Annotated in this window: 16 protein-coding genes, 1 tRNA gene and 1 pseudogene; 10 read left to right on the forward strand and 8 right to left on the reverse strand. The window is 69.9% G+C overall.

The features are described from left to right. The first annotated feature begins 3 nt into the window (after positions 1-3). From ACFWVE_RS13340 to ACFWVE_RS13350, 3 genes are read left to right on the forward strand one after another with little or no spacing between them, the layout of a single operon-like run. Positions 4-1,830 carry a branched-chain amino acid ABC transporter permease gene (locus ACFWVE_RS13340; protein WP_384012346.1) on the forward strand — a complete coding sequence of 609 codons (1,827 nt, stop codon included), beginning with the start codon at positions 4-6 and terminating at the stop codon, positions 1,828-1,830. Positions 1,831-1,833: 3 nt separating this feature from the next. Continuing rightward, positions 1,834-2,787: an ABC transporter ATP-binding protein gene (locus ACFWVE_RS13345; RefSeq protein ID WP_384012349.1), complete on the forward strand. Its 954-nt coding sequence runs from the start codon at positions 1,834-1,836 to the stop codon at positions 2,785-2,787. Beyond that, a complete protein-coding gene (locus ACFWVE_RS13350) occupies positions 2,784-3,500 on the forward strand; it encodes an ABC transporter ATP-binding protein (RefSeq protein ID WP_384012352.1) in 717 nt (238 codons plus the stop codon). The genes ACFWVE_RS13345 and ACFWVE_RS13350 overlap by 4 nt, the downstream gene beginning before the upstream one ends. Before the next feature lie 75 nt (positions 3,501-3,575). Here ACFWVE_RS13350 and ACFWVE_RS13355 read toward each other — a convergent pair whose 3' ends face one another. Then, positions 3,576-4,232, reverse strand: coding sequence for an ANTAR domain-containing response regulator (locus ACFWVE_RS13355; RefSeq protein ID WP_384012354.1), 657 nt, complete (start codon positions 4,230-4,232; stop codon positions 3,576-3,578). Between the two features lie 101 nt (positions 4,233-4,333). Here ACFWVE_RS13355 and ACFWVE_RS13360 point away from each other — a divergent pair. Continuing rightward, positions 4,334-4,417, forward strand: a tRNA-Leu gene (locus ACFWVE_RS13360). Positions 4,418-4,499: 82 nt separating this feature from the next. After that, complete coding sequence (locus tag ACFWVE_RS13365) at positions 4,500-5,279, forward strand: helix-turn-helix domain-containing protein (RefSeq protein ID WP_384012356.1); 780 nt, start codon at positions 4,500-4,502, stop codon at positions 5,277-5,279. 18 nt (positions 5,280-5,297) lie between these two features. On the opposite strand, the gene pyk is transcribed toward ACFWVE_RS13365, so the two are convergent. The 3 genes from pyk to ACFWVE_RS13380 form a co-directional block, all read right to left on the reverse strand. Continuing rightward, complete coding sequence (pyk, locus tag ACFWVE_RS13370) at positions 5,298-6,734, reverse strand: pyruvate kinase (RefSeq protein WP_384012359.1); 1,437 nt, start codon at positions 6,732-6,734, stop codon at positions 5,298-5,300. Between the two features lie 184 nt (positions 6,735-6,918). After that, positions 6,919-9,549: an aminopeptidase N gene (pepN, locus tag ACFWVE_RS13375; protein WP_384012362.1), complete on the reverse strand. Its 2,631-nt coding sequence runs from the start codon at positions 9,547-9,549 to the stop codon at positions 6,919-6,921. Between the two features lie 263 nt (positions 9,550-9,812). Then, on the reverse strand, positions 9,813-10,166 hold the full coding sequence (locus ACFWVE_RS13380) for a chorismate mutase (RefSeq protein ID WP_384012365.1): 354 nt from the start codon (positions 10,164-10,166) through the stop codon (positions 9,813-9,815). A gap of 112 nt (positions 10,167-10,278) precedes the next feature. On the opposite strand from ACFWVE_RS13380, the pseudogene ACFWVE_RS13385 reads away from it, so the two are divergent. Next, positions 10,279-10,485 (forward strand): annotated as a pseudogene (locus ACFWVE_RS13385) (hypothetical protein); the annotation flags it as partial. Here ACFWVE_RS13385 and ACFWVE_RS13390 read toward each other — a convergent pair. After that, positions 10,479-11,240 carry a vWA domain-containing protein gene (locus tag ACFWVE_RS13390; RefSeq protein ID WP_384012368.1) on the reverse strand — a complete coding sequence of 254 codons (762 nt, stop codon included), beginning with the start codon at positions 11,238-11,240 and terminating at the stop codon, positions 10,479-10,481. The pseudogene ACFWVE_RS13385 and the gene ACFWVE_RS13390 overlap by 7 nt on opposite strands. A gap of 145 nt (positions 11,241-11,385) precedes the next feature. Here ACFWVE_RS13390 and ACFWVE_RS13395 point away from each other — a divergent pair, with 145 nt between their 5' ends. Beyond that, the gene (locus ACFWVE_RS13395; protein WP_384012371.1) at positions 11,386-12,315 is read left to right on the forward strand and encodes a rhomboid family intramembrane serine protease; all 930 of its coding nucleotides are present in this window, start codon (positions 11,386-11,388) and stop codon (positions 12,313-12,315) included. Continuing rightward, positions 12,312-13,217: a chitosanase gene (locus ACFWVE_RS13400; protein ID WP_384012374.1), complete on the forward strand. Its 906-nt coding sequence runs from the start codon at positions 12,312-12,314 to the stop codon at positions 13,215-13,217. The genes ACFWVE_RS13395 and ACFWVE_RS13400 overlap by 4 nt, the downstream gene beginning before the upstream one ends. Positions 13,218-13,395: 178 nt before the next feature. Here ACFWVE_RS13400 and ACFWVE_RS13405 read toward each other — a convergent pair whose 3' ends face one another. The 3 genes from ACFWVE_RS13405 to ACFWVE_RS13415 all read right to left on the reverse strand — a co-directional run bounded on the left by ACFWVE_RS13405 (position 13,396) and on the right by ACFWVE_RS13415 (position 20,722). Next, a complete protein-coding gene (locus ACFWVE_RS13405; protein ID WP_384012377.1) occupies positions 13,396-14,859 on the reverse strand; it encodes a glutamate synthase subunit beta in 1,464 nt (487 codons plus the stop codon). Continuing rightward, positions 14,852-19,525 (reverse strand): glutamate synthase large subunit, encoded by a 4,674-nt coding sequence (gene gltB / locus ACFWVE_RS13410; RefSeq protein WP_384012476.1) that lies wholly within the window; start codon positions 19,523-19,525, stop codon positions 14,852-14,854. The genes ACFWVE_RS13405 and gltB overlap by 8 nt, the downstream gene beginning before the upstream one ends. Positions 19,526-19,990: 465 nt before the next feature. Then, a complete protein-coding gene (locus ACFWVE_RS13415) occupies positions 19,991-20,722 on the reverse strand; it encodes a VIT1/CCC1 transporter family protein (RefSeq protein ID WP_384012380.1) in 732 nt (243 codons plus the stop codon). A gap of 309 nt (positions 20,723-21,031) precedes the next feature. Here ACFWVE_RS13415 and ACFWVE_RS13420 point away from each other — a divergent pair, with 309 nt between their 5' ends. Together ACFWVE_RS13420 and ACFWVE_RS13425 are read left to right on the forward strand one after the other, a co-directional pair. Further along, positions 21,032-22,057 (forward strand): ADP-ribosylglycohydrolase family protein, encoded by a 1,026-nt coding sequence (locus ACFWVE_RS13420; protein ID WP_384012383.1) that lies wholly within the window; start codon positions 21,032-21,034, stop codon positions 22,055-22,057. Further along, a complete protein-coding gene (locus tag ACFWVE_RS13425; protein ID WP_384012386.1) occupies positions 22,054-23,478 on the forward strand; it encodes an ADP-ribosylglycohydrolase family protein in 1,425 nt (474 codons plus the stop codon). Before ACFWVE_RS13420 ends, ACFWVE_RS13425 begins: the two co-directional genes overlap by 4 nt. The last annotated feature ends 1 nt before the right edge of the window (position 23,479 follow it).

The following is a 23,479-nucleotide window of genomic DNA, read 5'->3' on the forward strand; positions in this document are numbered from 1 at the left end:
CCCATGACCACACAGACCAGCACCACGAAAAACCCCGCCCCCTCCGCGGCGAACACCCCCACCGGCCTCATCGGCATCCCCCCGCACACCGGCCGCGCCCTCACCACCGGCGGCGCCGCCCTCACCATCGTCTCCACCTTCCTCGCCTGGACCTGGACCTCCGAATTCCCCGGCGACCTCACCTACTACGGCTACCCCGGCGGACTCCAAGTCCTCGTCCTCATCGCCGGCACCCTCACCACCCTCCTCGCCCTCTCCTCCTACGGCACCCGAGGACTACGCTGGCTCACCCCCGCCGGCGCCGACGCCGCCATCAAACTCGCCGCACTCGCCGCCTTCACCACCACCTGGTACACGATCCTCGCCATCAGCTTCCAGCTCGGCGGCCTCGTCAACCTCGAACCCGGCGGCTACCTCGCAGCCGCCGCCACCCTCCTCACCCTCCTCGGCGCACTCGCCCTCCCCTTCGAACGCCCCGAACCCGACCCCATCGACCCCGACGAAAACGGCTGGGCACACTTCAAACACAACGCCGGCCACACCTGGCAGACCATCAAGGCAGCCTTCACCACCGGCACCCCACGCCCCGTACCCCCCCTGCCCTCCTACGCCGAAATCCTCATCATCGTCGGCGTCCTCGCCCTCGCCCTCACCGTCTTCACCTACGGCATCGGCACCGAATACGACGAACTCTTCGTCGGCTTCCTCATCACCGCCGGCTTCGGCTTCGCCGCACTCAACAAGTCCGGACTCATCACCCAGGCCTCCTACATCACCGCCCGGCACCAGAACATCACCGTCTGCGGCGCATTCATCGCCGCAGCCTGCTTCCCCTTCACCCAGACCGACGACCAGTACGCCACCCTCGGCGTCTACATCCTCATCTTCGCCACCGTCGCCCTCGGCCTGAACATCGTCGTCGGCCTCGCAGGCCTCCTCGACCTCGGCTACGTCGCCTTCCTCGGCGTCGGCGCCTACGCCGCCTCACTCGTCTCCGGCTCCCCCAGCTCCCCCTTCGGCGTCCACTTCCCCTTCTGGGCAGCCGTACTCGTCGGAGCCATCGCCTCCCTCATCTTCGGCGTCCTCATCGGCGCCCCCACCCTCCGCCTCCGCGGCGACTACCTCGCCATCGTCACCCTCGGCTTCGGCGAAATCTTCCGCATCACCGTCAACAACCTCGACGGCACCTCAGGACCCGACCTCACCAACGGCTCCAACGGCATCTCCTCCATCCCCGACCTCACCATCCTCGGCTTCGACCTCGGCATCCCCCACGACATCGCCGGCTTCACCATCGGCCGATTCGCCAACTACTTCTTCCTGATGCTCGCCATCACCGCCGTCGTCGTCCTCGTCTTCCGACGCAGCAGCGACTCCCGCATCGGCCGCGCCTGGGTCGCCATCCGCGAAGACGAAACCGCCGCCCTCGCCATGGGCATCAACGGCTTCCGCGTCAAACTCATCGCCTTCGCCCTCGGCGCCACCCTCGCCGGCCTCGCCGGCACCGTCCAAGCACACGTCACCTACACCGTCACACCCGAGCAGTACCTCTTCGCCGGCACCACCCCACCCAACTCCGCCTTCCTCCTCGCCGCAGTCGTCCTCGGCGGCATGGGCACCATCGCCGGACCCCTCATCGGCGCCTCACTCCTCTTCCTCATCCCCAACAAACTCCAATTCCTCGGCGACTACCAGCTCTTCGCCTTCGGACTCGCACTCGTACTCATCATGCGCTTCCGCCCCGAAGGACTCATCCCCAACCGCCGCCGCAAACTGGAATTCCACACAGAGGACGACGCGCCCGCAGTCCTGAGCAAGACAGGGGCCTGACACATGACCACCCACACCACCACCAAGGACACCACCCCAGGCACCCCCGCCCCCGGCGAAACCGTCCTCGACGCCCGCGGCGTCACCATGCGCTTCGGCGGCCTCACCGCCGTCCGCGACGTCGACCTCACCGTCAACAGCGGCGAAATCGTCGGCCTCATCGGACCCAACGGAGCCGGCAAAACCACCTTCTTCAACTGCCTCACCGGCCTCTACATCCCCACCGAAGGCGAAGTCCGCTACAAAGGCAACATACTGCCGCCCAAATCCTTCAAAGTCACCGCCGCCGGCATCGCCCGCACCTTCCAGAACATCCGCCTCTTCAGCAACATGACCGTCCTGGAAAACGTCCTCGTCGGCCGCCACACCCGCACCAAAGAAGGACTCTGGTCCGCCCTCCTCCGCGGCCCCGGCTTCCACAAAGCAGAAGCCGCGTCCCGCGCACGCGCCATGGAACTCCTCGAGTTCATCGGCCTCGCCGACAAAGCCGAACACCTTTCCCGCAACCTCTCCTACGGCGAACAACGCAAACTCGAGATCGCCCGCGCCCTCGCCAGCGAACCCGGCCTCCTGCTCCTCGACGAACCCACCGCCGGCATGAACCCCCAGGAAACCCGCGCCGCCGAAGAACTCATCTTCGCCATCCGGGACATGGGCATCGCCATCCTCGTCATCGAACACGACATGCGGTTCATCATGAACCTCTGCGACCGCGTAGCCGTCCTCGTCCAAGGACAAAAACTCATCGAAGGCGACGCAACCACCGTCCAGAACGACGAACGCGTCATCGCCGCCTACCTCGGCGAACCCCTCGACAACGACCCCGGCGCCGAAGAAGCAGCCGAAGTGGAAGCCGCCGAAGCCGCAGCAGCCAAAGCCGCCACCACCGCCGAAACCCCCCACAAGGACACGGCACCCGGCACGGACGCAGCACCCGGCAAGGAGAACGACCGATGACCGCACTCCTCGAAGTCGAAGACCTCAAAGTCGCCTACGGCAAAATCGAAGCCGTCAAAGGCATCTCCTTCAAGGTCGAAGCCGGCGAAGTCGTCACCCTCATCGGAACCAACGGCGCAGGCAAAACCACCACACTCCGCACCCTCTCCGGCCTCCTCAAGCCCGTCGGCGGCCACATCAAATTCAACGGCAGATCCCTCAAAAAAATCCCCGCCCACCAAATCGTCGCCCACGGCCTCGCCCACTCCCCCGAAGGCCGCCACATCTTCCCCCGCATGACCATCGAGGACAACCTCCGCCTCGGAGCCTTCCTCCGCAACGACAAAACAGGCATCGAAAAGGACATCCAGCGCGCCTACGACCTCTTCCCCATCCTCGGAGAACGCCGCAAACAAGCCGCCGGAACCCTCTCCGGCGGAGAACAACAAATGCTCGCCATGGGCAGAGCACTCATGTCCCGACCCAAACTCCTCATGCTCGACGAACCCTCCATGGGCCTCTCACCGATCATGATGCAGAAAATCATGACCACCATCACCGAACTAAAATCCCAAGGCACCACCATCCTCCTCGTCGAACAGAACGCCCAAGCCGCCCTCTCCCTCGCCGACCACGCCCACGTCATGGAAATCGGCAAAATCGTCCTCTCCGGAACCGGACAGGACCTCCTCCACGACCAATCCGTCCGCAACGCCTACCTCGGCGTCGACTGACCCACCCCACACGACACAGCACCGAGGCCCGCGCCCCCCCAGGAGGGACGCGGGCCTCGGCAACACCACCGACACCTACTCCTTCGACGCCTTCTTCTCCGCCGCGTCATCAATAACCGCCTGCGCCACCTGCTGCATCGACATCCGCCGATCCATCGACGTCTTCTGAATCCACCGGAACGCCGCCGGCTCCGACAACCCGTACACCGTCTGCAACACCGACTTCGCCCGGTCCACCAGCTTCCGCGTCTCCAACCGCAGACTCAGATCCGCGACCTCACGCTCCAGCTCCCGCAACTCCGTGAACCGCGACACCGCCATCTCGATCGCCGGCACCACATCACTCTTCGAGAACGGCTTCACCAGATACGCCATCGCTCCCGCGTCCCGCGCCCGCTCCACCAGATCACGCTGCGAGAACGCCGTCAGCATCAACACCGGCGCGATACTCTCCTCAGCGATCTTCTCCGCCGCCGAGATACCGTCCAGCTTCGGCATCTTCACATCGAGAATCACCAGGTCAGGACGGTGCTCACGGGCCAGCTCCACCGCCCGCTCACCATCACCGGCCTCACCGACGACGGTGTACCCCTCCTCCTCCAGCATCTCTTTGAGATCGAGCCGGATCAGCGCCTCGTCCTCGGCGATGACGACGCGCGTCGTCATCGGAGGCACGTGCGACTTGTCGTCGTCGGACGCGTCTACTGGCTGGGGCGACTCGGGGACGCTCACGTGGGCTCCTTGGTGCGGGGCAGACGTACTGCTTCCAGCAGGGTACCCAGCAGCGGGGAGAGTCCGTGAACCGGTACACTTTTGCCCGGTCCCTATGACCCGCCCGGTTGGAGGAACTGGTCAGACTCGCGGCACTCAAAATGCCGTGCCCTTTGGGCATGTGGGTTCGAATCCCACACCGGGCACTCCCAGAAGTGGAGGATCACGTTCGCGTGGTTCTCCACTTTTTGCTGCACCTAGCTGCGGGCAGTCACACACGGTGGCCACATGGATCAGCACGGCCCTTCGATCCGCGCACAGGCTGTCACCATGATGCGCCAAGGCGTTCCGAACCGTGTCGTCGCGGAGCGGCTCAGCATTCCCGGGGGAACTGTTGGCTGGTGGCGCAGCGAGGACCGCAAAGCGCGGGGCGAGCTGTATCAGCCACCGAATGACTGCCCCAGGTGCACCGGCCGCACGCTCGACGAAGAAGCGTACGCATACCTGCTGGGGCTGTACCTCGGCGACGGGCACATCATCTCGAAGCGCAAGCAACATCATCTGTCGATCTACTGCAACGCCACCCAGGGCGGCCTGATCGCCGCTGCGGCGGATGCCCAGCGCAGGGTGATGCCGTCGACCAGTGTGGCGCTGCGGCCCAAGCCCGGCTGTGTCGAGGTGCAGTCCTTCACCAGGCACTGGGTCTGCATGTTCCCCCAGCACGGTCCTGGCAAGAAGCACGATCGGTCGATCACCCTCGCCCCATGGCAACGGGTCATTGTCGACATTCACCCCTGGAAGTTCGTTCGGGGTCTAATCCACTCCGATGGATGTCGAATCACCAACTGGACCACCAAAGTGGTCCGCGGCGAACACAAACGCTACGAATACCCGCGGTACTTCTTCGCCAACAAGTCCGACGACATCCGGACCCTCTACACCGACACCCTCGACCGCCTCGGCGTCGAGTGGACGCACTGCACGCGTGACGGTGTGCCGTTCAACATATCCGTCGCCAAGAAGGCGTCCGTCGCCCTGATGGATCTTCACGTGGGTCCCAAGTACTGAACCGGGGCCCCGCTCGGGTCACTTGGGGCTGTCGTCCTCGCCGATGCGGTGGACGCGGACGAGGTTGGTCGTGCCGGAGACGCCGGGCGGGGAGCCGGCGGTGATGACGACGATGTCGCCCTTCTTGCAGCGGCCGTAGGTCAGGAGGAGTTCGTCGACCTGGTCGACCATGGCGTCGGTGGAGTCGACGTGGGGGCCGAGGAAGGTTTCGACGCCCCAGGTGAGGCTGAGCTGGGAGCGGGTGGCGGGGTCGGGGGTGAAGGCGAGGAGGGGGATGGGTGAGCGGTAGCGGGAGAGGCGGCGGACGGTGTCGCCCGACTGGGTGAAGGCGATGAGGTGGGTGGCGTTGAGGAAGTCGCCCATTTCGGCGGCGGCTCGGGCGACGGCGCCGCCCTGGGTGCGGGGTTTGTCGGTCTCGGTGAGGGGTGGGAGGCCCTTGGCGAGGATGTCCTCTTCGGCCGCTTCGACGATGCGGGCCATGGTGCGGACGGCGCTGATGGCGTGTTTGCCGACGCTGGTTTCGCCGGAGAGCATGACGGCGTCGGTGCCGTCGATGACGGCGTTGGCGACGTCGGAGGCTTCGGCGCGGGTGGGGCGGGCGTTGTCGATCATCGAGTCGAGCATTTGGGTGGCGACGATGACCGGTTTGGCGTTGCGTTTGGCGAGTTTGATGGCGCGCTTTTGAACGATGGGGACTTGTTCGAGTGGCATTTCGACGCCGAGGTCTCCGCGGGCGACCATGATGCCGTCGAAGGCGGCGACGATGTCGTCGATGTTCTGGACGGCTTGGGGTTTTTCGATTTTGGCGATGACGGGGAGGCGGCGGCCTTCTTCTTCCATGATGCGGTGGACGTCTTTGATGTCGTGTCCGCTGCGTACGAAGGAGAGGGCGATGGTGTCGAAGCCGGTGCGCAGGGCCCAGCGGAGGTCGTCCTCGTCCTTTTTGGAGAGGGCGGGGACGGAGACGGCGACGCCGGGGAGGTTGAGGCCTTTGTGGTCGGAGACCATGCCGCCTTCGATGACGGTGGTGTGGACGCGGGGGCCGTCGACGGCGTCCACGTGGAGGGTGACTCTGCCGTCGTCGATGAGGATGCGTTCGCCGGTGGTGACGTCGTCGGCGAGGCCTGCGTGGGTGGTGCCGCAGGTGTGGCGGTCGCCTTGGGTTCCGTCTTCGACGGTGATGGTGAAGGTGTCTCCGCGTTCGAGGAGTACGGGGCCTTCGGTGAAGTGGCCGAGTCTGATTTTCGGGCCTTGGAGGTCGGCGAGGAGGCCGACGCTGCGGCCGGTTTCGTCGGCGGCTTTTCGGACCCGGTGGTAGCGCTCCTCGTGTTCGGCGTGGGTGCCGTGGCTGAGGTTGAATCGGGCGACGTCCATTCCGGCGTCGACCAGGTCTTTGATCTGGTCGTACGTGTGGGTGGCGGGCCCCAGTGTGCAGACGATTTTTGCTCGGCGCATGGTTCGACCCTAGGGGCTTACCGACGGGTAGCGATTAGGTCACACGTGACCATTCGACGGACTGGGTATGAATGGTTATTGACAGGTGTTGAATTGCGCGACCGGGTGCTCCGGTGAGCACACCGGATCGCGGGCCGGGTGCCGCGTGGCGCGGCACCCCCGGTCGTGCGGTGTGTCTGCCGGTTCATGCCTGTGTCTGCTGTATGCGCAGTGCGCGGGCCAGGTCGTCGAGCTGGTCGACGAGTTTGCGGTGGAGGGCGGGGGTCGGGTCGGCCTTGCGGAGGCATTTCTGGCCGAGGCGGAGGGTTTCGGGGTCGATGGCGTGGGCGGGGAAGGCCCAGTGGCCGGCGGCTTCGGCGATGGCGGGGCCGCGGCGGGCGGCGAGGGCGACGGCGTCCTTGTAGTAGCGGGCGACGTAGGGGCGGGTGAGGTCGGCCTGTTCGGGTTGCCAGAAGCCTTGGGCGGTGGCGGTGAACAGGTAGGTGGACAGGTTGTCGGTGTGGAACATGGCGTCCCAGGCGCGGTTTTTGGCGTCTTCGTGGGGCAGGGCGGCGCGGCAGCGGGCGGCGCCTTCCTGGCCGGCGGCGCTGGGGTCGTTGGCGAGTTCTGCGGTGATGGCGGCTTCGTCGGTGGCGTCGAGGACGGCGAGTCGGGTGAGGATGCGCCAGCGCAGTTCGGGGTCGAGTTCGGGGCCGCCGGGGACGGTGCCCTCGGTGAGCCAGGCGGCGATGGTGTGGGGGTGGGCGGCGGTGTCGATGCGGTGGCGTACGGCGATGAGGCGCAGGCCGGGGTTGTCGCCGTCCTCGGTGCGGCGGATGAGGTCGCGGCACAGGTCGGTGAGGGTGGCGAGGGCGGCGGGCCGCCCGCCGGGGGTGAGGTAGTGGTCGGTGACGTGGGTGGCGGCGAAGGCGAGGACGCCCTGGACGAGGGCGAGGTCGGTTTCGTGGGGGAGGTGGGTGCGGGCGATGTCGAGGTAGTCGGTGGGGGGGAGTTCGCCGTCGCGGACGGCGTCGCGCAGGGCGTTCCAGACGACGGCGCGGGTGAGGGGGTCGGGAAGTCCGGAGAGGCGGGTGCGCAGGGTGTGGGTGGACTCGTGGTCGAAGCGGATTTTGGCGTAGGTGAGGTCGCCGTCGTTGAGGACGAGGAGGGCGGGGCGGGGGCCGGCGGCGCTGATGTCGATGCCGTCGGTGGTGGGGAGGTCGACGTCGAGGTGTTTGCGGAGGGTGAGGCCGTGGGCGTCGTGGAGGTCGTGGTCGTAGAGGCCGAGGGTGATGCGGTGGGGGCGGATGCCGGCGTCCGGCTTGGGGGTGGTGAGGGGTTCGCGGCCGTCGCGGTCCTTGGCCGGGGCGGGTTCGGAGGGTTGGGAGGGGCTGGGTTCGTGCTGGATGGTGAGGTGCCAGTGGCCGTGTTCGGTGTGGAGGTGGGGGGTGAGGGTGTCGACTCCGGTGGTGGTGAGCCAGGCGGTGGCCCATGCCTGGACGTCGCGGTCGGTGGCGGAGGCGAGGGAGTCGATGAAGTCGGTGAGGGTGGCGTTGGCGAATTTGTGCCGGTCGATGTGGGTGTTGATGCCGGCGAGGAAGGCGTCCTGGCCGAGCCAGGCGACGAGTTGGCGTAGGGCGGAGGCGCCCTTGGCGTAGGAGATGCCGTCGAAGTTGAGGAGGGCGGAGGCGGTGTCCTGGACGTCTTCGGGGGCGACGGGGTGGGTGGAGGGGCGCTGGTCGGCGTCGTAGCCCCAGGGTTTGCGGGTGACTCCGAAGTCGGTCCAGGTGTCGGTGCCCCATTTTCTGGGGGGGATCCCTCCAGACCTCCCGAGGGTGGCTTCGGCGGTGATCTGGTAGCCCATGTATTCGGCGAAGGACTCGTTGAGCCAGATGTCGTCCCACCAGGTGAGGGTGACGAGGTCGCCGAACCACATGTGGGCCATTTCGTGGGCGATGACCATGGCGCGGGTCTGCCGTTGGGTGTCGGTGACGGCGGACCGGAAGACGAATTCGTCGCGGAAGGTGACGAGGCCGGGGTTTTCCATGGCGCCGGCGTTGAATTCGGGGACGAATGCCTGGTCGTAGGAGTCGAAGGGGTAGGGCTCGGCGAATTTCTCGTGGTAGCGGTCGAAGCAGGCGCGGGTGACGTCGAGGAGTTCGTCGGCGTCGGCGTCGAGGTGGGGGGCGAGGGAGCGGCGGCAGTGGAGGCCGAAGGGGAGGCCGTGGTGTTCGGTGCGTACGGAGTGCCAGGGTCCGGCGGCGACGGCGACGAGGTAGGTGGAGATGAGGGGGGTGGTTGCCGCTTTCCAGCGGCCGTCGCCGAGGTGTTCGGTGATGCCGTTGGCGAGGACGGTCCAGGTGTGGGGGGCGGTGACGGTGAGGTCGAAGACGGCCTTGAGGTCGGGCTGGTCGAAGGCCGGGAAGACGCGTTGGACGTCGTCGAGGAAGAGCTGGGTGTAGGTGTAGGTCTCGCCGTCGGCGGGGTCGGTGAAGCGGTGCATGCCTTCGCCGGTGCGGGAGTAGTGCATGGCGGCGTCGATGTGGAGTTCGTGTTCGCCGGGGGCGAGGTCCTTGAGCGGCAGGCGGTTGCCGTCGAGGGTCTCGGGGTCGAGGGGGTGTCCGTCGAGGGTGACGGAGCGCAGCTCGGCGGGCTTGACTTCGACGAAGGTGTCCGTGTTGTCCTGGTCCGGGAGGACGGTGAAGTGGATCACGGTGCGGGAGTCGAAGGTGTCGTCACCGGTGGTGAGATCGAGTTCGATCGCGTAGCGGTGGACGTGGAGGAGCTGTGCTCGGCTCTGCGCTTCGTCGCGCGTCAGTACGGACATGCGGGCCATGCTGCCTGATGGCGGTGGTGTGGCACAGAGGCGGATCGGTACACGGCTTATGTCCGGCCCTGGGCCGGGGTTCCGGATGTGCGCCCGCGTGCGGGGGTTTTGGGGTGTGCGGGGCGTGCGGAGGGTGCGGCATGTGAGTGCCGTCACGTGGGGGGCGGGGCCTGCCGGGCCGCGTGGGGGGGTGCGCACGCGAGGGGTGCGGCGGGGTCCGGCCCGGCAGGTCGTGGTGTTCGTGATCACGCCCCGGTGTGGGGGGCGGGGGGTCAGTGGGTGGTGGGTGCGGGGGCGCCGGTGGGGCTGCCGTCGGCGATGCGTTCGTGGTGACGGATCACTTCGGCGATGATGAAGTTCAGGAACTTCTCGGCGAAGGCCGGGTCGAGTTTCGCGTTCTCGGCGAGGGTGCGCAGCCGGGTGATCTGGCGGGCTTCGCGGGCCGGGTCGGCGGGGGGCAGCCGGTGTTCGGCTTTGAGGCGGCCGACTTGCTGGGTGCATTTGAAGCGTTCGGCGAGCATGTGGACGACGGCGGCGTCGATGTTGTCGATGCTGTCGCGCAACGCGGCGAGTTCCTCGCGGACTGCGGGGTCGACGTCACCGGTACCGGTGCTGCTGGTGGTCATGGGGAGTCAGCCTACGGGGCGGTGGCGGGGTGCCGGGTGTCCGCGGTCGGGGTCGGTTTTCGGGGTGGGCTCGTACAGTGGAAGGGGTTTTTGGGCGTCTTGGGGGTGAGGCGTGGTGGGCGACGGGGTGGTGGAGCGGGGCTTTCCGCATCTGGAGACGGTGCGGTCGGCGGTGACCGCGGTGTACCGGCGTTTGTCGTGCGACACGGTGCGGACGTTCTCGGTGAGTGTGGCGCCTGTCGATGTGGCGTTCCGCGACACGGAGGATCTGCATCTGGGGGGGCAGCGGGTGGCGCGGGAGATGGTGCGGCACTACCGGTGTGCCTGGTGCCCGGGGCCGCGGCCGCCGCCCTGTGGCTGCACGATCCCGCGCGTCCGCGCGTCCGCCAGCCACTTGGGGAATTCGTCCAGCAGCCGGTCGTACAGTTCGGCGTCGGGCACCTTGCGGGGGGCGGTGCCCGCGTGGAAGAACCCGGCGTTGTCGACGACCCGTTTGTCCGGCACGGCCAGGTCGTCCAGTGTGCGCAGGTAGTCGAACTGCCGGCTGTCCGGGTCGCCGAAGCCGATGAACTGCCAGAACAGCGGTAGTTTCGCCGCCTTGCACAGGTACCGTTGCGCGGCGAGCCGGTTGACGGGGCCGCCGTCGGTCTGGAAGACGACGAGGGCCGGTTCGGTCGGTCCGCTGTCGAGGTAGTGGTCGATGACGGCGTCCATGGCCAGGTGGTAGCTGGTCCTTCCCATGTGGCCGAGGCCGGCCGCGATCCGTTCGACGCGCCCGTCGTGGTCGGCGAGGGCGATGTCGGTGACGGCGTCGACGTCCGTGGAGAAGAACACCACCGGCACGATGCCGTCGTCGTCGAGGTGGGCGGACAGGCCCAGTACCCGGTCGGCGAGCGCCTGGACGCTGCCGTCCTTGTAGTACGGCCTCATCGATCCGGAGTAGTCGAGCACGAGGTAGACCGCGGCGCGCAGGCCGTCCAGTCCGTGTCCGGACACGGCGTGCCCTGCGGTCTTGTACAGGCTGACCAGCTTGGGCGCGGTTTCCTCGATCCTGGTCAGGCTGATCGCGGCCATGCGCGCTCCTCTCCCGGTCACCGGAACCGGCCCCGAGGGTACGGCATCCCGACCCCGCCTCCGTGCCGCTCCCCCCTTGTTCGCTATTTTGTTCGCCGCCGTCCCCACCGGCTCGTCCGTCCCGTTCTTCGCTAGGAGCCGGCTCGTGGATTCCGAGTCCACCGTCACCACCTGTTACCGCCATGCCAAGGTGGAGTGCCGTGTCCGCTGCGTGCGCTGCGACCGGTACATCTGCCCGGACTGCATGCGCGAGGCGGCCGTCGGCCACCAGTGTCCGGACTGTGTGAAGGAGGGCATGCGGTCGGTACGGCAGGCCCGTACCGTGGTCGGTGGCCGTGTTTCGGCGGTGCCGGTGGTGACGTACGTACTGATCGCCGTCAGCGTGCTGGTGTATCTGGCGGAGCTGGCGCGGCCGGAGGTCGTGGACCGGTTCGCGATGCTGGGTGCGGGGCTGGTCGGGCCGGACGGCGGTCACTATCTGTGGGTCGAGGGGCCGCTGTTCGGGGACTTCCGTCCGGAGGGCCTGGTGAACGGGGAGTGGTACCGGCTGCTGACGGGTGCTTTCCTGCATCTGCCGCCCACCGAGGGCACGTTCGGCATCCTGCACATCGTCATGAACATGGTGGCGTTGTGGAACCTGGGCCGGGCCGTCGAGCCGATGCTCGGCCGGGGCCACTATCTCGCCCTGTATCTGCTGTCGGCGCTGGGCGGTTCGGTGCTGGTGCTGCTGCTGGCTCCGCAGGACTCCGTGGTGGGCGCGTCCGGGGCGATCTTCGGGCTGGGTGCCGGGTACTACGTGCTGGCCCGTCGGATCGGTGCCGACATGCGGGCGGTCAACCGGTTCATGGGCGGACTGCTGCTGTGGCTGGTGATCTCCGCGGTGGTCACGTCCTGGGAGGGGCATCTCGGCGGGCTGCTGGCGGGCGGTGCGGTGGCGGCGGTCTTCGCGTACGTGCCCAGGGGCGGGCGCCGTATGGTGCTGCAGGCGGGAGCCTGTCTGGTGCTGCTCGGGCTGCTCGTCGTCCTGGCGGTGGTCAAGGTGGCGGAACTGAAGGGTGGAGGTGTTCCCCGGTGAAACGTTCAGCCCTGCTGGTCGCGGCCGTGCCCGTGGTGGCGACGGCCGTGTACCTGCTGGTGCCCGGGGGCTCCGACGGCGCGGCCGTGGGCCGGGGCCCGGCCATGTCCGCCTCGCCGCGTGCGGGCGAGGCGGCCAAGGAGCGCGCCGAGTCGGAGTCGGCCAAGGACGACAGGCTGGTGGCGAGCCGGCCGCCGGGGCTGGCCGACCCGGCGAAGAAGGAACTCGCCCAGCAGATCCTGGCGAGCGCCGAGAACGCGACGCTGCGCTGGCGCGAGACCTACGGTGTCATCGGGGACGCCGGTGACGGGGACGGCTACACGGCCGGCATCGTCGGTTTCTGCAGCGGCACCCACGACCTGCTCGCCCTCGTCGAGCGCTACACCGAGGACCACCCGGACAACGGTCTGGCGGGGTATCTGCCGGCACTGCGCGAGGTGGACGGCACGGACTCGCACGAGGGTCTGGACCCGGGCTTCACGGACGCCTGGCGGGCGGAGGCGGGCGTGCCGGCGTTCCGGGCGGCTCAGGAGGCCGAGCGCGACCGGGTCTACTTCGACCCGGCGGTGCGGATGGCGAAGCTCGACGGACTCGGCACGCTCGGCCAGTTCGTGTACTACGACGCGATGGTCACGCACGGCCCCGACACCGGCCCCGAGGGTTTCTACGGCATCCGGGAGCAGGCTTTGCGCGAGGCGAAGGCGCCGGACGGGGGCGGCGGTGAGAAGGCGTATCTGGAGGCGTTCCTCGAGGTGCGCCGCACCGCCGTGCTGGCGCGGGACGCGGGCGCCGACACGTCGCGGATCGACACCGCACAGCGCCGGTTCCTGCGGGAGGGGAACCTGGAGCTGTCCGCGCCGCTGACGTGGCAGGTGTACGGGGAGACCTTCCGGGTTCCCTGAGCGTGTGAGCGCATGCGGCAGCGCCTGCCCGGTTCGTCCGGTCGGGGACTGGCGGGCAGGCGCCACCTGTTGTTCCGTACGCCGTTGTACGGGACCTCTGCGGGGGACCGTCAGGTCCCGTGGTGCGCGGTCCGGGCCGGTGCGGTCCGGAGCGCGTGGTGGGGTGCGGGGCGGCCGGTCACACCATCAGGGAGCGGTCGGTCGGGCGGATCGGTGCGTGCAGTTCGCTCGTCCCGGTGAGGTGGCGGTCGCAGCCGCGCGCGGCGGAGCGGCCTTCGGCGATCGCCCAGACGATGAGCGACTGGCCGCGTCCGGCGTCACCGGCGACGAAGACGCCCGGCACGCTGGTCTGGAAGTCGGCGTCGCGGGCGATGTTGCCCCGTGCGTCGAGTTCCAGGCCGAACTGCTCGACCAGGCCGTTGTCCCGGTCGGTGCCGGTGAAGCCCATGGCGAGGGTGACCAGCTGGGCCGGGATCCTGCGCTCGGTGCCGGGCTTCTGGGTGAGCTTGCCGTCGACGAACTCGACCTCGGTCAGGTGCAGCCACTGCACGTTGCCGTCCTCGTCGCCCTCGAAGTGGGTGGTGGAGACGGAGTAGACCCGCTCGCCGCCCTCCTCGTGCGCGGAGGTGACCTTGTAGAGCATGGGGAAGGTCGGCCACGGCTGGGAGAGGGCGTCCCGCTCCTCGTTCGGGCGGGGCATGATCTCGAGCTGGGTGACGGAGGCGGCGCCCTGGCGGTGGGCGGTGCCCACGCAGTCGGCGCCGGTGTCGCCGCCGCCGATGACGACGACGTGCTTGCCCTCGGCGGTGATCGGCGGGGCGACGTAGTCGCCCTCCTGGACCTTGTTGGCCAGCGGCAGGTACTCCATGGCCTGGTGGATGCCGCTCAGTTCGCGGCCCGGTACCGGCAGGTCGCGCGCGGTCGTCGCGCCGACGGCGAGGACGACGGCGTCGTACCGCTTGCGCAGCGCGGTGGCCGGCATGTCCCGGCCGATCTCGACACCGGTGCGGAACTTGGTGCCCTCCGCGCGCATCTGCTCGATACGGCGGTTGATGTGCCGCTTCTCCATCTTGAACTCGGGGATGCCGTACCGCAGGAGGCCGCCGATGCGGTCCGCCCGCTCGTACACGGCGACGGTGTGGCCGGCCCGGGTCAGCTGCTGGGCGGCGGCGAGGCCGGCCGGGCCCGAGCCGACGACGGCGACGGTCTTGCCGGAGAGGCGTTCGGGGATCTGCGGGGCGACGTCGCCGGTCTCCCACGCCTTGTCGATGATCGAGACCTCGACGTTCTTGATGGTGACCGGCGGCTGGTTGATGCCGAGCACACACGCCGACTCGCACGGGGCGGGGCACAGGCGGCCGGTGAACTCCGGGAAGTTGTTGGTGGCGTGCAGGCGCTCGCTCGCCGCCGACCAGTCCTCGCGGTAGGCGTAGTCGTTCCACTCGGGGATGAGGTTTCCGAGCGGGCAGCCGTTGTGGCAGAACGGGATGCCGCAGTCCATGCAGCGGCTGGCCTGCTTGCTGATGATCGGCAGCAGGGAGCCGGGGACGTAGACCTCGTTCCAGTCCTTGACGCGTTCGGTGACCGGTCGGGAGGTGGCGACCTCGCGGCCGTGGTTCAAAAAGCCCTTCGGATCAGCCATTGGTCGCCGCCTCCATCATCTTCCGGTGGGTGTCGGACTCGGAGAGTCCGGCTCGCTCGGCGGCGTCCTTGGCGGCGAGCACTGCCTGGTACGTGCTGGGGATGATCTTGCTGAAGCGGGTGGCGCCCCCGTCGGGGCTGTCCCACTCGGCCAGCAGCTTGGCGGCGACGGTGGAACCCGTCTCCTCCTGGTGCCGGCGCACCACGTCGTGCAGCCAGGCTCGGTCGGTGTCGTCGAGCTCGTGGACGGCGTCCAGGTGGCCGGGGTTGACGTTGTCCCGGTCGAGGTCGATGACGTAGGCGGTGCCGCCGGACATGCCGGCCGCGAAGTTGCGGCCGGTCTCGCCGAGGACGACCGCCTGGCCGCCGGTCATGTACTCGCAGCCGTGGTCGCCGACGCCCTCGGAGACGACGAGCGCGCCGGAGTTGCGGACGCAGAAGCGTTCGCCGACCTTGCCGCGCAGGAACATCTCGCCGCCGGTGGCGCCGTAGGCGAGGGTGTTGCCGGCGATGGTGGAGTACTCGGCGAGGTGGTCGGCGCCCCGGTCGGGGCGGACGACGATCCGGCCGCCGGAGAGGCCCTTGCCGACGTAGTCGTTGGCGTCGCCCTCCAGGCGCAGCGTGATGCCGCGCGGCACGAAGGCGCCGAAGGACTGGCCGGCGGATCCGGTGAAGGTGATGTCGATGGTGTCGTCGGGCAGGCCGGCGCCGCCGAACTTCTTCGTCACCTCGTGGCCGAGCATGGTGCCGACGGTGCGGTTGATGTTGCGGATGGCGACCTGGGCGCGTACGGGCTGGGCCTCGCTCGCGCCGTCGGCGGCGAGTGCGTCGGCGGCGAGCTTGATCAGCTCGTTGTCGAGGGCCTTCGCCAGGCCGTGGTCCTGGGTGACGGTCCGGTGGCGGACGGCGCCTTCGGGCAGGTCGGGCACGTGGAACAGCGGGGCGAGTTCGAGACCCTGTGCCTTCCAGTGGTTCACCGCGCGGGCGACGTCGAGGACCTCGGCGTGGCCGACGGCCTCCTCGATGGAGCGGAAGCCGAGTTCGGCGAGGAGTTCGCGGACCTCTTCGGCGACGAAGCGGAAGAAGTTGACGATGTACTCGGCCTTGCCGGAGAACCGGTCGCGCAGGACCGGGTTCTGCGTGGCGATGCCGACCGGGCAGGTGTCCAGGTGGCAGACGCGCATCATGACGCAGCCGGAGACGACCAGCGGGGCGGTCGCGAAGCCGAACTCCTCGGCGCCCAGGAGGGCGGCGATGACGACGTCGCGGCCGGTCTTGAGCTGGCCGTCGGTCTGGACGACGATCCGGTCGCGCAGGCCGTTGAGGAGCAGGGTCTGCTGGGTTTCGGCGAGCCCGAGTTCCCAGGGGCCGCCGGCGTGCTTGAGGGAGGTCAGCGGGGAGGCGCCGGTGCCTCCGTCGTGGCCGGAGATGAGCACGACGTCGGCGTGGGCCTTGGAGACGCCCGCGGCGACGGTGCCGACGCCGACCTCGGAGACCAGCTTGACGTGAATGCGCGCCTGGGGGTTGGCGTTCTTCAGGTCGTGGATGAGCTGGGCGAGGTCCTCGATGGAGTAGATGTCGTGGTGCGGGGGCGGGGAGATGAGGCCGACGCCGGGCGTGGAGTGGCGGGTCTTGGCGACCCACGGGTAGACCTTGTGGCCGGGCAGCTGGCCGCCCTCGCCGGGCTTGGCGCCCTGGGCCATCTTGATCTGGATGTCGTCCGCGTTGACGAGGTACTCGGAGGTCACACCGAAGCGGCCGGAGGCGACCTGCTTGATGGAGGATCGGCGGGCCGGGTCGTACAGGCGCTCCGGGTCCTCGCCGCCCTCACCGGTGTTCGACTTGCCGCCGAGCTGGTTCATGGCGATGGCGAGGGTCTCGTGCGCCTCCTGGGAGATGGAGCCGTACGACATGGCGCCGGTGGAGAAGCGCTTGACGATCGCGGAGACCGGCTCGACCTCGTCGAGGGGGATCGGCTTGCGGCCGGAGGCGAAGCCGAAGAGGCCGCGGAGCGTCATCAGGCGCTCGGACTGCTCGTTGACGCGGTCGGTGTACTGCTTGAAGACGTCGTAGCGGCCGGAGCGCGTGGAGTGCTGGAGGCGGAAGACCGTCTCGGGGTCGAACAGGTGCGGTTCGCCCTCTCGGCGCCACTGGTACTCGCCGCCTATGTCGAGTGCGCGGTGCGCGGGGGCGATGCCGGTGGCGGGGTACGCCTTGGCGTGGCGGGCGGCGACCTCCTTCGCGACGACGTCGAGGCCGACGCCGCCGATCTTGGTGGCGGTGCCGTGGAAGTACTTCTCGACGAAGGCCGCGTCGAGGCCGACGGCCTCGAAGACCTGGGCGCCGCGGTAGGAGGCGACGGTGGAGATGCCCATCTTGGACATGACCTTCAGGACGCCCTTGCCGAGGGCGTAGATCAGGTTGCGGATGGCCTGCTCGGACTCGATGCCGGACAGGAAGGTGCCGGCGCGGACGAGGTCCTCGACGGACTCCATCGCCAGGTAGGGGTTGACGGCGGCGGCGCCGAAGCCGATGAGGAGGGCCACGTGGTGGACCTCGCGGACGTCTCCGGCCTCGACGAGGAGGCCCACCTGGGTGCGCTGCTTGGTGCGGATGAGGTGGTGGTGGACGGCCGAGGTGAGCAGCAGCGACGGGATCGGCGCGTGCTCGGCGTCGGAGTGCCGGTCGGACAGGACGATCAGGCGGGCGCCGTTGTCGATGGCGGCGTCGGCCTCGGCGCAGATCTCGTCGATGCGGGCGGCGAGGCTGTCGCCGCCGCCGGAGACGCGGTAGAGGCCGGAGAGGGTGGCGGCCTTGAAGCCGGGCAGGTCGCCGTCGGCGTTGACGTGGATGAGCTTGGCGAGCTCGTCGTTGTCGATGACGGGGAAGGGCAGGACGACGGTGCGGCAGGCCGCGGCGCTCGGTTCGAGCAGGTTGCCCTGGGGGCCGAGCGGGCTGCGCAGGGAGGTGACCAGTTCTTCACGGATCGCGTCCAGCGGCGGGTTGGTGACCTGGGCGAACAGCTGGGTGAAGTAGTCGAAGAGGAGCCGGGGCCGTTCCGACAGGGCGGCGATGGGCGAGTCGGTGCCCATGGAGCCGATGGGCTCGGCGCCGGCCTTGGCCATCGGGGCGAGCAGGACGCGCAGTTCCTCCTCGGTGTAGCCGAAGGTCTGCTGGCGTCGGGTGACCGAGGCGTGGGTGTGCACGATGTGCTCGCGCTCGGGCAGGTCGGACAGCTCGATCTCGCCGGCCTCGAGCCACTGGGCGTAGGGGTGCTCGGCGGCGAGCTGGGCCTTGATCTCGTCGTCCTCGATGATGCGGTGCTCGGCGGTGTCGACGAGGAACATGCGGCCGGGCTGCAGGCGGCCCTTGCGGACGACCTTCGCGGGGTCGATGTCGAGGACGCCGACCTCGGAGCCGAGGACGACGAGGCCGTCGTCGGTGACCCAGTAGCGGCCGGGGCGCAGGCCGTTGCGGTCGAGTACGGCGCCGACCTGGGTGCCGTCGGTGAAGGTGACGCAGGCGGGGCCGTCCCAGGGCTCCATCATCGTGGAGTGGTACTGGTAGAAGGCGCGGCGTGCGGGGTCCATGGAGCCGTGGTTCTCCCACGCCTCGGGGATCATCATGAGCACCGAGTGCGGCAGGGAGCGGCCGCCGAGGTGCAGCAGTTCGAGGACCTCGTCGAAGGACGCCGAGTCGGAGGCGTCGGGGGTGCAGACGGGGAAGGTCCGCTCGAGGCCGGCGGAGCCGCTGTGCCCACGGCCGGCGGAGCCGCTGTGCCCACGGTCGGCGGAGCCGCTGTGCCCACGGTCGGCGGAGCCGAACAGATCTGAGGCCAGCTGGGACTCGCGGGCGCGCATCCAGTTGCGGTTGCCCTTGACGGTGTTGATCTCACCGTTGTGGGCGACGAAGCGGTAGGGGTGTGCGAGGGGCCACGAGGGGAAGGTGTTCGTGGAGAACCGGGAGTGCACCAGCGCGAGCGCGGAGCCGAAGCGGCGGTCGGACAGGTCCGGGAAGAAGGGCTCGAGCTGACCGGTGGTGAGCATGCCCTTGTAGACGATGGTCCGCGCGGACAGCGACGGGAAGTAGACGCCCGCCTCGCGCTCGGCGCGCTTGCGCAGCACGAAGGCGGTCCGGTCGAGGTCGATGCCGCGGGACGCGTGGTCCGTGACGAAGATCTGGCGGAAGACCGGCATCGTGGAGCGGGCGGTGGCACCGAGCAGGTCGGGCGCGACGGGCACCTCGCGCCAGCCGAGGACGGTCAGGCCCTCGGCGGCGGCGATCTCCTCGATGCGGGCGACGGTCTCGTCGGTGGCGGCCGCGGGGAGGAAGGCGGTACCGACGGCGTAGGCGCCGGCCTCGGGCAGGTCGAATCCGGCCACTTCGCGGAAGAAGGCGTCGGGGACCTGGGAGAGGATGCCCGCGCCGTCACCGGAGTCCGGCTCGGAGCCGGTGGCACCGCGGTGTTCCAGGTTGCGCAGGACGGTGAGGGCCTGCTCGACCAGGGTGTGGGACGCCTCGCCGGTGAGAGTGGCGACGAAGCCGACGCCGCAGGCGTCGTGCTCGTCGCGGGGGTCGTACATGCCCTGCGGGGCAGGGCGAGCATCCATGAAGGACCAGTTCTGGCCCTGCGCGAAATGCTGGGACGGCTGGCGCGGCGTACGCATCGGCTCTCCCGTCGTCGTCATGTGGCATGTGCAAAGTGCCGAGGGACGACGTTGGCCCTCTGCGTGACTGCAAAATTTCGTGCAGGTTACACGATGGACCGGTTCCCGGTAAGCGGGATATTCCGTTCCACCATGTGGACACCATGCAGGTCACGGCGGAGGTTCCGCGCCTGGCGGTGGAAGCTGGGGGGACCGGGGCGGGCAGATCGGTGTCCGCCGGTCCGGGGGCGGGGGCGGGCGGTTTCGCCCACTCCCGCGGCTGCGTCGTGGGCCTCGTTGCCCACAGTGTTTTCGGCTCATGCCCCGTCGTCACGCGGTCGAAACCAACGAGTAACAACTACTTGTGCGGTCCCTCGCGCAGAAGCGGAGCCGGGGCGTCGGTGCCGCCCGTCCGTACGGGCGCCGTGCCGGTGCCCGGTCGGGGCAGCCGTGCCGGGCCGTGCGAGCACAGTCGTCCGATCCGGTTCATCCTACGGCCGTTCCGAGCAATGTGCCCAGGGCGTACGTCACACCGGCCGCCGCGCCACCGAGGGCGAGCTGCCGCAGACCGCTGTACCACCAGGTCCGCGCGGTCACCTTGGCGACCACCGCGCCGCACAGGAAGAGCCCCAGCAGCGCCACCAGCACGGCGGGCCACAGAGCGCTCGCGCCGAGCAGGTACGGCAGGACGGGGAGCAGCGCGCCGAGCGCGAAGGCGCCGAAGCTGGAGACCGCGGCCACGGTGGGAGAGGGCAGGTCGCCGGGGTCGATGCCCAGTTCCTCGCGGGCATGGATCTCCAGTGCCTGCTCGGGGTCCTGCGACAGCTGCCGGGCCACCTCGGCGGCGAGCCCCGGCTCGACGCCCCGGGCCTCGTAGAGGGCGGCGAGTTCGGCCTCCTCGTCCTTGGGGTGCTTGCGCAGCTCGCGTCGCTCGACGTCCAGCTCGGCCTCGACGAGCTCGCGCTGGGAGGCGACGGAGGTGTACTCGCCGGCGGCCATGGAGAAGGCGCCGGCCGCCAGGCCCGCGAGACCGGTGATGACGATGGTCTGCTGGCCGACCGAGCCGCCGGCGACGCCGGTCATCAACGCGAGGTTGGAGACCAGGCCGTCCATCGCGCCGAACACGGCGGGGCGCAGCCAGCCGCCGCTGACATCGCGGTGCGTGTGGTTGTCGCGGTGCGCCTCGTGCAGCGTCGCCTCGGTCTCGATGATCGCCATGCCGTCCCCCAGGGAGTTCGCGAAAGCGCCTGCAAAACCGCCGGTGAAAACGGCCGGTACAGACCCAGTTTTAGACAGTTTCCACTTCTCGACTGTACCCAATCTACGTTCCCCGATCCCCTCCCGCCAGCCAGGAAAGGCTGCGCTAACCTGCGGCTTTGCCCCCATCGCCGCTCGCGTGCGGGAAGGCCCGCACCGATGTCGACCGGGTGACACCGAGGCCTGTGAGGCTGTGCCGGACATCACACCGGGGACAGTTCCGCAAAGGGCTTCGCGCCTCTCGGGGCGCCCCTGAGAGGAGAGCCGCGTATGGCATCGATCGCCCGCATCCCCTCGGCCCCGGTCCCCGGGGACTGCCTCGGGCACCGCGAACGGGCACGCGGCGCGCTGCTCGGCCTGGCCGTCGGCGACGCGCTGGGCGCCCCGGCCGAGAACATGAAACCCTCCGAGATCCGCGCCCGGTGGGGCCGCATCACCGGGTACGTGGCGGAGCATCCCGCGGGCACGGACGACACCGAGTACGCGATCCTCTCCGGTCTGCTGCTGGCCCGGCACGGGTCGGCGCTCACCCCGGCACAGGTCGGGGCGGCCTGGCACGAGTGGATCGCGGACCGCGCCGAGGGGCGGTTCCGCGGGGCCGGCTTCAGCGAGCGCGGCACCCTGGAGAACCTCCGCCGGGGACTGGCCGCCCCGGTCTCCGCCCAGCACCGCCACGCCTGGAGCGACGGGCTGGCGATGCGGGCGGCACCGCACGGCGTCTTCGCGGCCGGCCGTCCCGCCGAGGCGGCCCGGCTGGCGGCGGTCGACGGCTCGGTCAGCCACGACGGCGAGGGCATCTACGGAGGCCAGGCGGTCGCGGCGGGCGTGGCGGCGGCGATGGCGGGAGCACCGGTGGTCACCGTCGTGGCCACCGCGCTGGCGCTGGTGCCCGAGGACTCCTGGACCGCCCGTTCCCTGCGCCGCGCCGTCACCGCCGCCCACCGGGGCGAACGCGCGGTCCGCTCCGCGGTCGTGATCGGCGGCTACCCCTGGACCGACCTGGCCCCCGAGGCCGTCGCCCTCGCCTTCGGCGCGTACGCGGCGGCGGACGGGGACTTCGAGCAGTCCGTGCTGACGGCCGTCAACATGGGCCGCGACGCGGACACCACGGCGGCGGTGGCGGGCGCCCTCGCGGGCGCGACCCGGGGCGCCGCCGCGATCCCGGAGGCATGGGCGGCCGCCATCGGCCCGGCCCGCGGCAGCTGCCTCCCGGCGATGGCGGGCCACCACGTCCTGGACATCGCGGACCTGCTCACTCCGACACCGGCCGACAACGCCACGGAGACCCCGTCATGACCCTCTCCCCACCAGCAACGACCTCCACATCCACACCACCGGACCAGCCGCCGGCGCCCCCGGCCGAAAACCCCCCGCCGGGACCGCCCCCGTCCGACCACGAACCCCGCACGACCGGCCCGGCCGGGCCCCCCCTCCCCGAAGGCGCCCCCGGGGCCGCCGCCCACGGCCAAGCCCCACCGGGGCCACCCGCGCCCGGCCACGAAACCCGCACGGGCGGTGCGGGCGAAAAACACCGGGCCGAAGGCGAAGCCGAGGCCTCCACAACCCGCCGGACCCGCACCACACCCCCCGTCCCGCCGCCGCAGGCGCTCCGGATCGAGGGCCTCCTCCTCGGTCTCGCCGCCGGAGACGCCGCCGGCTGGCCCGCCGCACGGCACCGTGCCGCCCGGATGCCCGAGTGGACCCGGCGCCTCACCCGGGAGCTGGACACCTTCGCCGAGCAGAACGCGACCACCACCCTTCCCGTGCCCATCGCGCTCAACCAGCCCTCGGAACCCCTGCGCCTCGGCCCTTCCGACGACGCCGAGTGGGCGGTGTTCGCCGCCGAGGCGGTCCTGCGGGCCGGCGACGACGGCGCGCTCGGCGACCTGAGCCGCGAGCGCCGTACCCGGGCGGCCATCGACCTCACCTGGAACGCCGTGGCCAGCGAGGTCGCCGCGGCGGCGGAGCGGGCACCCGAGATCGAGTCGGCCGTCCTCCCGCTGCGCGCCCGTATCTCCGTACGGGCCGGGCTCGGCAACCTCGCCGCCGGTCTGCGCCCGCCCGCCACCGGCCACGACAACCCGCACTACTTCGACGACGCGGCCTGCGTACGGGCCTGCGTCCTGGCCGTGGCCCACCCCGGCGATCCCAAAGGCGCCGCCGCGCTCGCCGAGTTCGACGCCCGCTACACCCAGGACGGCGACGGTGTGCACGGTGCCCGCGCGATGGCCGCCGCCGTCGCCCTCGCGCTGGCCGGAGCGGACGTGGAGGCATGCGTGGCGGCCGCGGTCGCCGAGCTGCCCGAGAAGACGGAGATCGGCCGCAACACCCGGCACGCGCTGCGGCTCGCCGCGGACGCCGACGCCGCCTTCGCTCTCGTACCGCTCCTGGAGCACCAGATCGTCGATCATGTCTACAGCTACGGCATCGCCGCCGCCGAGACCGTCCCCGTGGCCCTCGCGCTGGCGACCGCCGCGCACGGCCGGATCGCGGAGGCGGTCCCCGCGGCGGCCTGTCTGTCCCGGGTGGCGGATTCGGCACCCGCCCTCGTCGGCGCGCTGACCGGCGCGCTCGGCGGCGGCACGGCGATCCCGGAGTCCTGGCGGGAGAGCTGCCGCACCCTCTCCGGCTGCACGCTCCCCCGGCTCACCGGCACCGACCTGGTGGAACTCGCCGGGCTCCTGGAAGCGGCACAACCGCCTCCTCCCGGAGGATGAT

The organism is Streptomyces sp. NPDC058632, from assembly GCF_042717095.1.
GTDB lineage: Bacteria > Actinomycetota > Actinomycetes > Streptomycetales > Streptomycetaceae > Streptomyces.